Annotated in this window: 12 protein-coding genes; 4 read left to right on the top strand and 8 right to left on the bottom strand. The window is 75.4% G+C overall.

Annotation, left to right across the window (positions count from 1 at the left end):
- Positions 1-38 precede the first annotated feature (38 nt).
- Positions 39-1,136 carry an alpha/beta hydrolase gene (locus ACIWVC_RS14555; protein WP_396452226.1) on the bottom strand — a complete coding sequence of 366 codons (1,098 nt, stop codon included), beginning with the start codon at positions 1,134-1,136 and terminating at the stop codon, positions 39-41.
- A 48-nt stretch (positions 1,137-1,184) separates the two neighbouring features.
- Here ACIWVC_RS14555 and ACIWVC_RS14550 point away from each other — a divergent pair, with 48 nt between their 5' ends.
- Complete coding sequence (locus ACIWVC_RS14550) at positions 1,185-1,985, top strand: tryptophan 2,3-dioxygenase (RefSeq protein ID WP_396452228.1); 801 nt, start codon at positions 1,185-1,187, stop codon at positions 1,983-1,985.
- Positions 1,975-3,315 carry an FAD-dependent oxidoreductase gene (locus tag ACIWVC_RS14545; protein ID WP_396454219.1) on the top strand — a complete coding sequence of 447 codons (1,341 nt, stop codon included), beginning with the start codon at positions 1,975-1,977 and terminating at the stop codon, positions 3,313-3,315. Before ACIWVC_RS14550 ends, ACIWVC_RS14545 begins: the two co-directional genes overlap by 11 nt.
- 22 nt (positions 3,316-3,337) lie before the next feature.
- On the opposite strand, the gene ACIWVC_RS14540 is transcribed toward ACIWVC_RS14545, so the two are convergent.
- Positions 3,338-4,765: an MFS transporter gene (locus ACIWVC_RS14540; protein ID WP_396454218.1), complete on the bottom strand. Its 1,428-nt coding sequence runs from the start codon at positions 4,763-4,765 to the stop codon at positions 3,338-3,340.
- 82 nt (positions 4,766-4,847) lie between these two features.
- On the opposite strand from ACIWVC_RS14540, the gene ACIWVC_RS14535 reads away from it, so the two are divergent.
- A complete protein-coding gene (locus ACIWVC_RS14535) occupies positions 4,848-5,090 on the top strand; it encodes a hypothetical protein (protein WP_396448722.1) in 243 nt (80 codons plus the stop codon).
- Here ACIWVC_RS14535 and ACIWVC_RS14530 read toward each other — a convergent pair.
- Genes ACIWVC_RS14530 through moaA form a run of 3 tightly spaced genes read right to left on the bottom strand, consistent with a single transcriptional unit; the run spans position 5,087 to position 6,963 of the window.
- Positions 5,087-5,368, bottom strand: coding sequence for a DUF6457 domain-containing protein (locus ACIWVC_RS14530; protein ID WP_396448720.1), 282 nt, complete (start codon positions 5,366-5,368; stop codon positions 5,087-5,089). The genes ACIWVC_RS14535 and ACIWVC_RS14530 overlap by 4 nt on opposite strands.
- 50 nt (positions 5,369-5,418) lie before the next feature.
- Positions 5,419-5,973, bottom strand: coding sequence for a molybdenum cofactor guanylyltransferase (locus ACIWVC_RS14525; RefSeq protein WP_396454217.1), 555 nt, complete (start codon positions 5,971-5,973; stop codon positions 5,419-5,421).
- A complete protein-coding gene (gene moaA, locus ACIWVC_RS14520) occupies positions 5,974-6,963 on the bottom strand; it encodes a GTP 3',8-cyclase MoaA (RefSeq protein ID WP_396454216.1) in 990 nt (329 codons plus the stop codon).
- 142 nt (positions 6,964-7,105) lie between these two features.
- On the opposite strand from moaA, the gene ACIWVC_RS14515 reads away from it, so the two are divergent.
- On the top strand, positions 7,106-7,912 hold the full coding sequence (locus tag ACIWVC_RS14515; protein ID WP_396448717.1) for a lysophospholipase: 807 nt from the start codon (positions 7,106-7,108) through the stop codon (positions 7,910-7,912).
- A gap of 76 nt (positions 7,913-7,988) precedes the next feature.
- Here the strand turns inward: ACIWVC_RS14515 and ACIWVC_RS14510 are convergent, their stop codons facing one another.
- From ACIWVC_RS14510 to ACIWVC_RS14500, 3 genes are all read right to left on the bottom strand, one after another.
- Positions 7,989-9,182 carry an RtcB family protein gene (locus ACIWVC_RS14510; RefSeq protein ID WP_396454215.1) on the bottom strand — a complete coding sequence of 398 codons (1,194 nt, stop codon included), beginning with the start codon at positions 9,180-9,182 and terminating at the stop codon, positions 7,989-7,991.
- An 89-nt stretch (positions 9,183-9,271) separates the two neighbouring features.
- Complete coding sequence (locus tag ACIWVC_RS14505) at positions 9,272-11,014, bottom strand: SelB C-terminal domain-containing protein (RefSeq protein ID WP_396448714.1); 1,743 nt, start codon at positions 11,012-11,014, stop codon at positions 9,272-9,274.
- A 209-nt stretch (positions 11,015-11,223) separates the two neighbouring features.
- A complete protein-coding gene (locus tag ACIWVC_RS14500; protein WP_396448713.1) occupies positions 11,224-11,733 on the bottom strand; it encodes a MarR family winged helix-turn-helix transcriptional regulator in 510 nt (169 codons plus the stop codon).
- Between the last annotated feature and the right edge of the window lie 77 nt (positions 11,734-11,810).

The raw sequence follows: 11,810 nt of genomic DNA, 5'->3' as shown, positions 1-11,810 counted from the left end.
GGTGAGCCGCGCCCGCGGTGGGCCGCGGGTGCGGCGGGTCAGCGCTCGCGCACCCACGCGTCGATCAGGTCGGCGGCCTGCGGGCGCGATCCGGGCAGGTAGTGGCTGTCCTTGATGAATTCGAGGGTCTTGTCCCGGGCGGCGAGGGCGCCGAAGATCGCGCGGGCGTCGCTGTCGTAGACGCACTCGTCGGCGGTCGCGTGCACCACCAGGGACGGGACGGTGATCCGCGCGAGGTGCGGCGCGGCGGCGCACTGCGAGGTGCGCAGGCTCCACATCGACAGCCAGGTGCGCAGCGTGCACAGGGAGCCGATGCCGAACACGCCGTAGTTGGCCTTGGCGGGGTCGCCCAGGTAGCAGCGGCCGGGTTCGCGGTCGGACGGCTCGATCGACGGGTCGATCATGCGCAGGTCGGCCCAGGTGCGGTGCACGGTGAACAGGGCGTCGCGGGCGCGGGTGCCCTCCAGCGCGTCCAGCCGGGCCAGGACCCAGTCGGTGATGCGCTCGTTGCGGGCGCGCTGGGCGGCGCGGTAGCGGGCCTGGAACTCCGGGTCGAAGGGCGGGCCGTTCCCGGGGTCGAACGGGTCCAGGGACGGGTCGGCGGACAGGGCGTCGGTCTCGTCCGTCACGGACGGGTCCATCCAGGCCGTGAGGACCTCGGGGCGGCCCGAGTGCGCGGCGAGGGCGATGAACAGGTCCCCGGCCGGCAGGTCCTCGATGGCCGGGACCGGGCGCATCCCGGCGACCGGCGTGACGTTCGGCTCGACGGCCTGGGACTGGTAGGCGGCCATGAGGGAGCCGCCGCCGGAGTTGCCGAGCAGCACGACCCGCTCGGCGCCGGCCTCCTCGCGCAGCCACCGCACGCCGGTGCCGATGTCGGCGAGGGCGTGGTCGAGCAGGAAGTGCGCCTCGTCGCCGCGGAACCGGGTGTTCCAGCCGAGGAAGCCGTACCCGCGCGCGGCCAGGTGCTCGGCGAGGTAGTGCTCGGAGAAGTCGACGTTGTAGTGGGTCGCGATGAACGCCGTCCTCGGCCGCCTCCCGGCGGGCCGGTGGTAGACGCCCTGGCACGGGTGGCCGCCCGCGCCCGCCCGGCCGGCCGGCGGCGACGGCAGCCCCACGAAATCCCTGGTAATCACGATCCCTTATGCTGCGGCTCACATCCGTTATGTCGCAAGGAGGCATTGATGACGGATTCGCCGACAATGACGTACGGCGGCTATCTGCGGCTCGATGATCTTCTGTCCTGCCAGGAGCCGAAGACCCGCGCCCACGACGAGCTGCTGTTCGTGATCATCCACCAGGTCTACGAGCTGTGGTTCAAGCAGATCCTGCACGAGGCGGCGCTGCTGCAGCGCCGGCTGGAGGACGGCAACAGCGCCGGCTCCCTCGCCACCGCGCGCCGGATCACCAAGATCCTCAAGACCGTGGTCGGGCAGCTGGACGTGCTGGAGACGATGACGCCCCGGCAGTTCGCCGCCTTCCGCAACGTCCTCGGCAGCTCCAGCGGGTTCCAGAGCGAGCAGTTCCGCGAGATCGAGGCCGTCCTCGGGCGGCGCGCCTTCCCCGCGTCGGTGCTGCGCGACGACGAGCGGCTCCGCGCCGCGGTGTCCCGCCCGTCGATGTTCGACTCGCTGCTGCGCTACCTGGACGGCCACGGGTTCCCCGTCCCGCGCGAGGCCCTGGAGCGGGACACGTCCGAGCCGTGGGAGCCCGACCCCGGCGTGCAGAAGGCGCTGCTCGCCGTCTACGCCGACGAGTCCGGCCCGGCCGCCGAGGTCTGCGAGGCGCTCGTCGACATGGACGAGGGCGTCCAGGAGTGGCGCTACCGGCACCTGAAGATGGTCGAGCGGACGATCGGGGCGAAGCTCGGCACCGGCGGGTCGGCGGGCGCCGACTACCTGCGCCGGACGCTGTTCGCCCCCGCGTTCCCGGACCTGTGGGAGGTCCGCTCCCAGACCGAGGAGGCGCCCGTCCATGGCGGCTGACGGGGCGGCTGACGGGGCGGCCGGCGGGGCGGCCGGCGGCGAGCGGGTCGCGATCGTCGGGGCCGGCCTCGCGGGCTGCCTGCTCGCGGTGCTGCTGGGCCGCCGCGGCATCCCGGTCACGGTGTACGAGCGGCGCCCCGACCCGCGCGTCGCGGGCGCCGAGCGCGGCCGCTCGATCAACCTGGCGATCTCCGCCCGCGGGCTCGCCGCGCTGGAGCAGGTCGGGCTGCGCGAGGAGTCCCTCAAGCAGGCGCTGCCCATGCACGGGCGGATGGTGCACCCGCTGCCGGGCGCGCAGAACTTCCAGCCCTACAGCGCGGACGGCGAGCTCGCCATCAACTCCATCGGCCGCGCCCAGCTGAACCAGTCGCTGCTGGACACCGCCGAGGCCACGCCCGGCGTCACGCTCCGGTTCTCCCGGCGCGTCACGGGGGTGGACGCCGACGCCGGGGCGCTGCTGTTCGAGGACGCGGACCCCGAGCCCGCCGGCGTCGTCCTGGCCGGGGACGGCGCCTACAGCGCGGTCCGCCGGTCCCTCGGCTTCGACCACGACGCCGACTTCCTGGAGCACGGGTACAAGGAGCTGACCGTCCCGCCCCGGGACGGGGAGTTCGCGCTCGACCCGGACGCGCTGCACATCTGGCCGCGCGGCACCTCCATGATGATCGCGCTGCCGAACCTCGACCGGTCGTTCACCTGCACGCTGTTCTGGCCGAAGGGCGACTTCGACGCGCTCGACACGCCCGGGAAGGTCACCGCCTACTTCGAGGAGCACTATCCGGACGTCGTGGACCTGATGCCCGGCCTCACCGACGACTACGCGAACAACCCGGTCGGGTCGCTGGTGACGGTCCGGGCCTGGCCGTGGACCCGGTACGGCGCCGGCGCGACCGTGGCGCTGCTCGGCGACGCCGCGCACGCGATCGTGCCGTTCTTCGGGCAGGGCGCCAATTGCGCGTTCGAGGACTGCATCGAGATCGACGCCTGCCTCACCGAGGCGGGCGGCGACTGGCGGCGCGCCCTGTCGCTCTACCAGGAGCGGCGCAAGGCCAACACCGACGCGATCGCCGAGATGGCGCTCGACAACTTCATCGAGATGCGCGACCGGGTGTCGTCCCCGGTGTACCGGGCGAAGCAGGCCGCGACGCACGCGCTGGAGCGGCGCCTCGCCGGGCGCTACGTCTCCCGCTACGAGCTGGTGTCGTTCTCGACGCTGCCGTACGCGGAGATCCCGGCCCGGATCCGGCGGCAGAACCTGATCCTGGGCGCCGCCGCCGCGGGCGGGGCCGCCGCGCTCGCCCTGGCCGTGCGCGCCGCCCGGCGGCGCTGACGCGCGGCGCCGGGGGGCGGGCTCAGCGGCGGCGCCGGCGGCGGCCCGCGAAAAGGTCGGCGACGGCCGCCGCCAGCGCCGCCAGCACGAACCCCGCGATGACGATCAGCCCGTGCCGGAACGCGGCCGCCCAGTCCCCGCGGGTGCCGGCCACGGCGGAGAAGAACACCGCACCGACGGCGGCGACGCCCATCGCGGTGCCGACCCGCTGCCCGGTCTGCAGGACGCCCGCCGCGCTGCCGCCCTCGGTGTAGCGGACCTCCGACAGCGTCAGCGTCTGGTTGGGCGCGATGACCAGGCCGCTGCCGAGCCCCGCGACCAGCAGCGGCGCCGCCGTCGCCCAGGCCACGCCGCTGCCCGGCCGCAGCTCCACCGCCACCCACGCGGCGCCGAGCCCGATCAGCACCAGGACCAGCCCGGCGGCGACGAGCGGGCGCCCGTAGCGCGACACGATCCGGCCGCCGACCGCCGAGGCGCACCCGGACCCGACCGCGAACGGCGTGATCGCGAGGCCGGCGCCGAGCGCGCTGTAGTCCAGGCCGTTCTGCAGGTAGAGGGTGAAGATGAAGAAGATCGCGGTGAACCCGGCGAAGTACAGCAGCGCGATCGCCGACCCGAGCGAGTAGGAGCGGAGCCGGAACAGCTCCAGGTCGACCATCGGCGCCCCCGCGCGGCGCTCCCAGGCGACGAACACGGCGAGCAGCGCGGCGCCCGCGAGGAGCAGCAGCCACTTGAGGCCGGTGCGCCACTGCTGCTCCTGCACGAACGGCAGCAGCACGCACACGACGCCGGCGCCGAGCAGCAGCACGCCGAACGGGTCGAGGCCCTGCCGTTCGCCGTAGACGGGGGCGGGCAGCATCCGCCAGGCCAGGAACAGCGCCGCGATCCCGACGGGGACGTTGACGTAGAACACCCACCGCCAGCCGTCCGCGGACCCGCCGAGCGCGATCAGCCCGCCGCCGAGCAGCGGCCCCACGGCGGTGGCGATCCCGATGACGGCGCCGAGCGCGCCGAACGCCCGGCCCCGCTCGGCGCCCTGGAACAGCTGCTGGATGAGGCCCGCGACCTGCGGGTTGAGGATGCCGCCCGCGACGCCCTGGACGAGCCGGGCCAGGACGAGCAGCAGGACCGTCGGCGCGATCCCGGCCGCGGCGCTCGCCGCCGTGAACAGCGCGAGGCCGGACATGAACACCGCGCGGCGGCTGCGGGCGTCGCCGAGCCGCCCCGCCGGGACCAGGACGAGCCCGAACGTCAGCGCGTACCCCGACAGGATCCACTGCAGCTGCGCGTCCGAGGCGCGCAGGTCCGCCCTGATCGACGGGAGCGCCACGTTGACGATGCTGACGTCCAGCAGCGTCATGAAGGCCGCGACGAGGCAGACCGACAGCGCCCGCCAGCGGCGGGCCGCGTCCCGGCGGCGCTCGGCGGTGTCCGCGGGCTCCGGCTGCACGGCGGGCTCCTCTCCGGTGATCGCCGGGATGAAACACGGGGCGGGAACGCTCCCGCCGGGACGGCTGTGCCACAGTTGCCGGATGACCGACTCCGCTCCGGGGACCGGCCCCGACGAACCGCTGTGCTCCGCCAGGGGCTGCCGCGCCGCCGCCGTGTGGGCACTGCGCTGGAACAACCCGAAGATCCACACGCCGGACCGGCGGAAGATCTGGCTGGCCTGCGACGAGCACCGCGAGAGCCTGTCGGAGTTCCTGTCCCGCCGCGACTTCCTGAAGGACGTCGTGCCCTTCGCCGACCGCGACGCGCCCCCGGCCGGGGGCTAGGCCTCGCCGAGGACGGGCTCGCCGGCCGGCCCCGGCACCTCGGGCGTCCGGTCCCGCCAGCCCTCGGCCATCTCGGTGAGCCGGGCGGCGGCGTCCCGCGCGGGCGCGCCGCGGCCGACGGCGAGGCCGAGCAGGTACGCCGTCAGCGGCGCCCCGGGCCGCGCGACCCCGTGCGCGACGTCGCGGGCGAGATCGAGGATGAGGCTCTGGTCGATGTCGCCGCGTTCCAGGCCCAGTTCGACGCAGGCCGCCTTGATCCAGTCCTCCAGCACCGGCATGGGTACCCCTTTCGCACGTGGTCCAGGCAACTCTGCCCGCTCTCCCCCGATCAAAGCAGGCGCTCGGCGGCGGCGAGCTCCTCGGGGGTGTCGCAGTCGTACCAGGCCGGGCGGGCGCCCGCCGGGACCGCGACGGCCACCGGGTCCAGGGGGCCGAGCAGGCCGCGCAGGGACGCGCCGCGGTAGCCGTCCAGCGCCTCCCGCAGGGCGGCGGCCCGCCAGCAGCCGGCGAGCCACTGCTCGCGGCCCTCCCCGTCCAGCAGCACGGCGCCGGGGCGCTCCCCCATCGCGTCCAGCAGCCGGGCGAGGTGCGCGGGGCGCAGGAACGGCATGTCGGCGGCCAGCAGCGCCAGCCGGGGCGCCCGGACCTCGGCGAGCCCGGCGCGCAGCGCGGGCACCGGCCCGGCGCCGGGCGGGTCCTCGCGGACGACGACGGCGCCCGGCAGGACGTCCCGCCGCGGCCCCACCACGATCAGCCGGGACGCCCGCGCCGCGGCGGCGGCCGTCCACTCGATCAGCGCGCGGCCGCCCACCGGCGCGGCGGGCTTGTCGGCGCCGAACCTGCGGGCCCGCCCGCCGGCCAGCAGGACGGCGTCGAACTCCACTCAGCCGCCGATCGCCGACATGGGCCGGGCGGGCTGCAGGAACGACGGGTCGTCGATGCCGTGCCCGGCGCGCTTGGCCCACACCGCCTTGCGCCACCGGTCGGCCAGCTCGGTGTCGGTGGCGCCGCCGCGCAGCGCGTCGCGCAGGTTGGTCTCCTCGGTGGCGAACAGGCAGTTGCGGATCTGCCCGTCGGCGGTGAGCCGCACCCGGTCGCAGGCGCCGCAGAACGGCCGGGTCACCGACCCGATCACCCCGACGGTCTCGGGGCCGCCGCCGACCAGGAACGACTCGGCGGGCGCGCTGCCCCGGTCGTGCGCGGCGTCGGGGGCGAGGTCGAACTCGGCGGACAGCCGCTCCAGGATCTCGTCCGCGGTGATCATGTTCTCGCGGGTCCAGCCGTGCTGGGCGTCCAGCGGCATCTGCTCGATGAACCGCAGCCGGTAGCCGCGCTCCAGGCAGTACCGCAGCAGGGGGACGGCCTCGTGGTCGTTGATCCCGCGCATCAGCACCGCGTTGACCTTCACCGGCTCCAGCCCGGCGTCCCGCGCCGCGGCGAGCCCGGCCAGCACGTCGTCCAGCCGGTCGCGGTGCGCGAGCCGCTTGAACGTGTCGCGGTCGAGTGTGTCGAGGGAGACGTTCACCCGGTCGAGGCCCGCCTCGGCCAGCGGCGCGGCCAGCCGGTCGAGGCCGATGCCGTTCGTGGTGAGCGAGATCTGCGGGCGCGGCGACAGCTCCGCCGTCCGCCGCACGATGCCGGGGAGCCCGCGCCGCAGCAGCGGCTCGCCGCCGGTGTAGCGGACCTCGGTGATCCCCAGGTCCCGGACGGCGAGGCCCACCAGGCGGACCACCTCGTCGTCGGTGAGCAGTTCCGGCTTGGGCAGCCAGTCCAGGCCCTCCGGGGGCATGCAGTACGAGCACCGCAGATTGCACCGGTCGGTGAGCGAGACCCGCAGGTCCGTCGCGGTACGGCCGAAGCTGTCGACCAGCACGGGCGCCCCTTCCTGCTGACCGGCGGCCCGCCCTCGCGGCCCGCCGGGGATTGCGGTCGGTCACACCAGCCTATTGCGGTGGTTGACGATTCGTCGCATCTCGTTGGACGGTGACGTTCCAGGGTGCGACAGGGAGGACGCGGTGGCAACGGTTCGCGAGTGGGAGTTCGCGGGGACGCGGGGCGCGGTCACCGCCCGGATCTGGGCGGACGGTGATCCTCGCTACATCGCCGTGCTCGTGCACGGCTACGGCGAGCACCTCGGGCGGTACGACCACGTCGCGGACGTCCTCGTCCGGCACGGCGCCGTCGTGTGCGGGCCCGACCACATGGGCCACGGCCGCTCCGCCGGCGACCGGGTCCTGATCGAGGACTTCGAGGACGTCGTCGCCGACGTCCACACGGTCGTGGAGTCGGCGCGCGGCGACCACCCGGGCCTGCCCGTCGTCATGATCGGCCACTCGATGGGCGGCCTGATCGCCGCCCGCTACGCCCAGCTGCACGGAAGCGGCATCGCGGCCCTCGTCCTGTCCGGCCCGGTGCTCGGCCGCTGGCACGCCGTCGACGAGCTCCTCGCCCTGGACGAGATGCCCGACGCGCCGATCGACACGTCCACGCTCTCCCGCGACCCGGCCGTCGGCAAGGCCTACGGCGAAGACCCGCTCGTCTGGCACGGGCCGTTCAAGAAGAAGACCATCGAGGCCCTCGACGCGGCCCTGCGCCGCGTCAGCGACCACGGGTCCCTGGGCGCGCTCCCCGCCTTCTACGTCCACGGGGAGGCCGACGAGCTCGTGCGCCCGGAGGACACCCGCACCGGCATCGAGGCGATCCGCGGCGAGGACCTCACCGAGCGCATCTACCCCGGTGCCCGCCACGAGGTCTTCAACGAGACCAACCGCGACGAGGTCCTCGCCGACGTGACCGCCTTCATCGACCGCGTCCTCGGCTGACCGCGTCAACGACTGACCGCGTCCCCGGCCGAGCGCGGCCGTCCGGCGGCGCGGCCCCGCCGCCGGACGGTCCCCGTCAGCCCTTCACGCAGATGAGCTGGCGGAGGTGCGCCACGACCTCGACCAGGTCGGACTGGGCGGCGATCACCGTCTCCAGGTCCTTGTAGGCGCCGGGGATCTCGTCGACGACGCCGCCGTCCTTGCGGCACTCGACGCCGCGCGTCTGCTCGACCAGGTCGTCCACGGTGAAGCTCTTGCGGGCCTCGCCGCGGCTCATCCGGCGGCCCGCGCCGTGGGACGCGGAGTTGTACGCGGTCTCGTTGCCGAGGCCGCGGACGATGTAGGTGCCGGTCGCCATCGAGCCGGGGATGATCCCGAGGTCGCCGCGGCCCGCGCGGATCGCGCCCTTGCGGGTGACGAGCAGCTCCTCGCCGCCGTACTCCTCCTCCGCCACGTAGTTGTGGTGGCAGGAGATCACCTGGCCCCAGCGGCAGCGCTTCTCGCCGAACCGCCTCGTCACCACGTTCTGCGCGAGCGCCATCATGACGGCGCGGTTGCGGCGCGCGTACTCCTGCGCCCAGAACAGGTCGTGGCGGTAGGCGTCCATCTTGGGGGTGCCGGAGATGAACACCGCGAGGTCGCCGTCCGGAAGATCCTGGTTGTGGGGGAGCTTGCGGGCGGCCTCGATGTGGTGCTCGGCGAGCTCGTTGCCGATGTTGCGCGAACCGGAGTGCAGCACGAGCCAGATCGCGCCGTCATCGTCGGCGCACAGCTCCAGGAAGTGGTTGCCGCCGCCGAGCGTGCCCATCTGCCGGCGGGCGCGGCCGAGGCGGGCCCGCACCGCCGGGTGCAGGTCGTCGAACCGCTTCCAGAACTCGTACCAGCCGCGCTCATTCAGGTTCGGCAGCGCGGACGGGTCGACGGGGCTCTTGTGGGAGCCGCGCCCCACGGGGATCGCCTTCTCCAGCCGGTGCCTGATGCCGGCCAGGTCGTCCGGCAGGTCCTCGACCGTGAGGGACGACTTGACCGCGGTCATCCCGCAGCCGATGTCGACGCCGACGGCCGCCGGCGACACCGCGTTCCGCATCGCGATGACGGAGCCCACGGTGGCGCCCTTGCCGTAGTGGACGTCGGGCATGACCGCGAGGCCCTCCACCCACGGCAGGGAGGAGACGTTGCGGAGCTGGTCGAGCGCGACGTCGTCGACGGTGGCGGGGTCGGTCCACATCCGGATCGGGACGCGGCCGCCCTTGAGCGTCTGGTACGGCATGCCCTCTCCTTGATCGACGGGGACCGGACCGCGATCCATGAGGCCAGAACCACCGGCCGCCGTTCAACCGGTTTTCCCGCCCGGAGGGGTCACGGCCGCCCGGTGCGGCGGCGTTCGGTGAGGCCGAGCCGGTCCAGGTGGCGCAGCAGCGCGACGGCGACGCGGCGGTCGGTGCCCAGCGCCTCGGCGGCCTGGCCGGGCGTGAACGGCTGCGGCAGCCCGTCCAGGACGCGCAGCGCCGCCCGGTCGGCGCCCGGCAGCAGGACGATGTCGCCGCCGTCCTCGGGGATGCGCAGGACCGCGCCGGCCCGCTCGGCGGCCGACAGCCGGTCGCCGGTGAGGCCGAGCTCGCCGAGGCGGCCGGCCGAGGGCGGGGCGAAGGGGGCGTCGGCGAGGTCGGCGCGGAGCCGCTCGACGGCCCCAGTCCAGGGCGGGGGCGGCGTCGCGGCGATCGCGGTGGGGGCCGCGGGCCGCGGGTCGGGCGCGGGGCCGTAGACGCGGCCGGCGTCCACCCGCAGCGGCGGCCGGACGAGCGCGGTGACGAGCTGCCGGGCCGGGAGGCCGAGCCGCAGCCGGACGGTCTCCAGCGGGATGCCGGGCGCGTCCGGGCTGCCCGCGGCGTGCCGGGACGCCTCCTCGGCGAGCCGGTCGAACAGCGACGACCAGTGCGCGGGGTCGGCGACCCACTCGCCGTTCAGCGCGACGGCGTCCGGCGGCGGCGCGCAGCCCATCAGCGACAGCTCCGAGCGCCGCAGCACCCCGTGCCGGCGCAGCACGATCGTGCCGTCCGGCCGGTCCGGCCAGGACGCCAGCTCCCGCGCGCGGGCCGCCCCCGCGCCGCGCCGCACGAGCGTCGGCGGCCGGACGTCCAGCACGCTCACCCCGGCGATGGAGCGGCGCGCCGGGTCGCGCAGGACGCCGGTGTCGCCGAGGTGCAGGGCGAGCCGGGTGTTCAGGGTCAGCCGGGCGGTGTCGGGGCCGAGCGGCCGCAGCCCCACCGGGACGGCGGCCGAGCCTAGGTGCAGCGTCAGCCGCCGCGCGAGCCGCCCGGACGCCTCGCCGAACCGGGTGCGGACGTCGATGCAGGTCGTGTGGGTCCAGGCGCCGGGCGTGACGAGGGCCATGCCGCTGTCGACGCGCCCGGCGTCGCGGAGCGTCAGCACGACGCGGGAGACGCCGCCGACGGTCTCGCACGGCTCGTCCGCGCAGCCGATCGTGCGGACGCGGACGCGCTCCCCCGCGGGCATGAGCAGCAGCTCGTCGCCCACCGCGACCGTCCCGGCGGAGAGGGTGCCGGTGACGACGGTCTGCCGCCCGGCGGTGAAGGCGTGGTCGACCCACAGCCGCACCGGCGCGGCGGGGTCGGGGACGGGCAGCCGCCCGGCGAGCCGGTCGAGCGCGGCCGCCAGCTCCGCCACCCCGGCGCCGGTGGCGGCGCTGACCGCGACGGCCTCCACGCCGCGCAGCGCGGTGCCGGCGAGCCGCTCGCGCACCTGGCGCAGCGCGGGCCGGGCGTCGGCGAGGTCGGATTTGGTGACCGCGAGGACGCCGGCCCGGATCCCGAGCGCGCCGAGGGCCTCCACGTGCTCGGCGGTCTGCGGCATCCACCCCTCGTCGGCGGCGACGGCGAGCAGCGCGGCGGGCGCGGGGGCCGCGCCGGCGAGCATGGCGGGGACGGACCGCTCCCCGCCGGGCGCGTCGACGAACGCCACGCGGCGGCCGGACGGCAGCTCCGTCCACGCGCCCGCCTCCCCCGGCTCCTTGCCGGTGAGGGCGCGCACCAGCGCCGACTTGCCGTGCCCACCGTGTCCGGCGGTGGTGACGACCTGCATCAGCGTCCTTTCCGGGCCGAGACGCGAAAGGCCGTGCGGGGGGATTCCACGCGGGGGTCGTGCGGACGGGGCTCGCCCGATACGGGGTCCACGGAAGGCAACCCTAGGGACGCGGCGGCCCGGCGCAAAACCGGATCCGGCCCGGGGCCCGGACCGGAGAAACCCACTGACCTCACGTAAACCACAAACGACCAGAAATCGCCACCGGTTCAGTCCCGGCCGGAACCGGCATCGCCCGGCCGCCCGGCGTCCGCGTGGGCCTCGAAGTCGTCGACCATCCGGTGCACGAGCCGGGCCAGCCGCTCGCGGTCGCCGGGCGGCCAGGCGGCCAGGGCCCCGGCGATCCAGCGCCGGCCGGACGCCCGGATGGACGCCACCGCGTCCCGCCCGGACCCGCTGAGCGCGACCCGCCGGCAGCGGCCGTCGTCCGGGTCGGCCACCTGCACGACGTAGCCGGCCCGCTCCAGCCGCTGCACCTGCCGCGTGACGTGCGGCGCCTCCACCGCCAGCGCGGCGGCCAGCTCGCCGGGGCGCATCGGGCCGCCGTCGGCCAGCGCGCGCAGCAGCGGAACGGCGGCGCGGTCGACGGGGACGCCGGCGGCGACGACCGTCCGGTCGTGCTGGCGGGCGCGGGTGAGCAGGTGCGCGACGCGGCTGAGCGCCCGCTCGATCTCCGCGATCCCGGCGTCGGCCGCGTCCGGCGGCGGACCTGGCGACATGCCGCGAACCCTACCGCTCTATGCTTACTTAACTTAAGTAAGCATGCCCGTGTCGGAGCGGGCGCCGCGCGGCCGGA

Source organism: Actinomadura sp. (assembly GCF_044508335.1).
GTDB lineage: Bacteria > Actinomycetota > Actinomycetes > Streptosporangiales > Streptosporangiaceae > Spirillospora.
This window is presented reverse-complemented; position numbering and strand designations above follow the sequence as displayed.